The organism is Thermococcus sp. (assembly GCF_027008145.1).
Taxonomy (GTDB): Archaea; Methanobacteriota_B; Thermococci; order Thermococcales; family Thermococcaceae; genus Thermococcus.
Window position 1 is genome coordinate 1 of the sequence record NZ_JALTCZ010000094.1, and the last position, 2,329, is coordinate 2,329.

Genomic DNA, 2,329 nt, shown 5'->3' on the forward strand with positions numbered 1-2,329 from the left:
TATAATAAGACAGGGGCCCAAGGTCGAGGAGAGACTCGGCGGTGGTGCGTACTATTCTGCCCTCGTCCTCAGCAGGTTCTGCACCGTCGAGATTCTGACGGGCTTTTCCTCCCTTCCGGAGAAGTGGCTGAATGAGCTGGAGAGGATAGGAAAGCTTAGGGTTGTCCACACGAGCTCAACTACCACCTACGAGCTAACCTACGTATCCCCCTTCGATAGAACCTTACGGCTCCTTGAAAGAGCCGAGGAGATAAGAACAATTCCCGAGAAGGGTTACGACCTCATATTGATCAATCCGGTCGCAAACGAAGTCCCCCCATCTCTGGTTAGTGAGGCACTGGACAGGGGAAAGCTTGTTGTTGTCGATGCCCAGGGCTTCATCCGAACCTTCAGAGACGGAAGGGTTGGGCTGAGAGAGCTCGATGCCTCTTTCCTTAGGGGTGTCGGCGTTGTGCACGCCGAAAAAGGGGAGGCCGAATACCTGAGAAACCTCTCCCCCGGGGACGTTGAGTCGCTCCTCATAACTAACGGCCCGAACCCTGGTGTTGCCTACCATCGCGGGAGGGCCTACCGCTTCCATCCGGTGAAGATTGAAGTTGAGGAATCCACCGGGGCCGGCGATGTCTTCCTCGCGTCCTTCTCTGGCTTCCGCCTCCAGTGCCCCTTCGTCCAGTCCCTCAGGAGGGCGCTGGCCTTCACGGCGCTCTTCCTTGAGATGCGCTCCATTGGCTTCTCAATGGATGAGGTGAACCGGCTGTCACTTAAGGCAAGGGTTGAACATATAAAGGGTTGGAACCAAGATAAGGCGACCGATGATGAAACGTCAGCACGCTGAAGGCTGATGAGAAGGGACTTCCCTGAGGTGGTTTGCATGGACAGGTACATTCTGCTCGTTAAGGCTCCCCAAGGTAAAGACCTCTCCGGCTTCCGCGAGAGGGTGAAGGAGTTAGCCGAGAGCGAAGGCCTTAAAGCCGAGCTCCACAGGTGCATAGGGCTCACTGTCGATGGGGTAATAATCCACGACAACGGCGTCGTCCTAATAAAACGCAGGCACGAGCCCTTCAAAGGGAAATACGCCCTTCCGGGTGGCTTCGTTGAGTACGGTGAGACCGTTGAGGAGGCACTTAAGAGGGAGATGAAAGAGGAGACCGGCCTCGACGTTATCCCCCTAAAGCTCGTCGGGGTCTATTCGAGGCCGGATAGAGACCCAAGGGGGCACACCGTCACGGTAGCCTTTCTCTGCATCGGGAAAGGCAGCCTGAAGGCTGGGGACGATGCAAAAAAAGTGGAGGTTTTCCCGATAGAGGAAGCCCTGAGGATGGAGCTCGCCTTTGACCACTCCGAGATAATGAGGGATGCCCTCGGGGTGGGAAGATGAGGGTCGAATACCCCAAGTTTGGAAGGATAGTGATCAATGGGGAGACTTACGGGCACGACGTGGTGATTTACCCAAGTGGAAAGGTTGAGGAGAGGAAGAAGTGGATAAGCAAGAACAAGCACGGGACAAGCCACAGGCTCGACCCTGAGGAGCTTAGAGAATACTTGAAGGAGGACCTCGATGTTTTGGTCGTTGGGACGGGCTTCTACGGCTACCTCTCACTACTGCCGGAGAGCAGGGAGCTTGTTGAGGGGAAGGAGGTCATAGAACTCCCAACGGGAAAGGCCGTGGAGAAGTTCAACGATTTGAGGGAGGAGAAAAGGGTTCTGGGGATATTCCACGTTACCTGCTGACCTTCGGCTTAAGGTGAGCCCTCTTAACCTCTAGAACACCTGAGTAGCTACACTCGTCCCATCTTTTCTCAACCTCGTCGAAGACTACCTTAGCTTTAAAGAAGGGCGCGTCCCTCACAAAGGTCTCGAACTCCCCTCCTTCCCCAGCGACGTGGATTCTGTACTTCTCGTGGAGCTTTATCAGCTCCCCTAAAGCCTTCTCATCAATCCTCCGCCCGAGCCAGCTCTCGTCGAGACCGTAGGCGGCTGTTCCTACTATCACAACGTCGAAGATGCCCGCTATCTCATTCATGTAGTCAACAGGGTCGCGATGCCACGCCGGTGCAAAGCTCTTCAGACCGAGCTCTTTAGCTACTCTGTCTACGCGCTTCTTTTGATAATCGCTGGCTAAAGCCCCGGCAACGATTCCCTCTACCTTCAGTCCCTCAAGCACTGCTTTCATATCCTCTACCTCTCTCTCCTTCTCACCGCTCGTGAAGCCCTTGACGAGTGGAATCCCCATCGCCTTTGCCTGAAGCTCTGTCAGGTGTATGTTCGGGACGTGGTACATGTAGCTCTCCTCGCTCTCGCTCACCATTGAGACGAGGAACCTGACCTC

4 protein-coding genes are annotated in these 2,329 nt (G+C 55.0%); 3 read left to right on the forward strand and 1 reads right to left on the reverse strand.

Annotated features, from left to right (window positions below):
* From MVD07_RS04490 to MVD07_RS04500, 3 genes are all read left to right on the forward strand, one after another.
* On the forward strand, positions 1-835 hold an 835-nt coding region (locus tag MVD07_RS04490; protein WP_366078458.1), incomplete at its 5' end, for a carbohydrate kinase.
* Between the two features lie 36 nt (positions 836-871).
* Positions 872-1,378, forward strand: a complete 507-nt coding sequence (locus MVD07_RS04495; protein WP_297499128.1) for an NUDIX hydrolase — start codon at positions 872-874, stop codon at positions 1,376-1,378.
* Positions 1,375-1,731 carry an MTH938/NDUFAF3 family protein gene (locus MVD07_RS04500; RefSeq protein ID WP_297499130.1) on the forward strand — a complete coding sequence of 119 codons (357 nt, stop codon included), beginning with the start codon at positions 1,375-1,377 and terminating at the stop codon, positions 1,729-1,731. Before MVD07_RS04495 ends, MVD07_RS04500 begins: the two co-directional genes overlap by 4 nt.
* On the opposite strand, the gene MVD07_RS04505 is transcribed toward MVD07_RS04500, so the two are convergent.
* On the reverse strand, positions 1,721-2,329 hold a 609-nt coding region (locus tag MVD07_RS04505), incomplete at its 5' end, for a TIGR00289 family protein (RefSeq protein WP_297499132.1). The two genes, MVD07_RS04500 and MVD07_RS04505, sit on opposite strands and share 11 nt — an antisense overlap.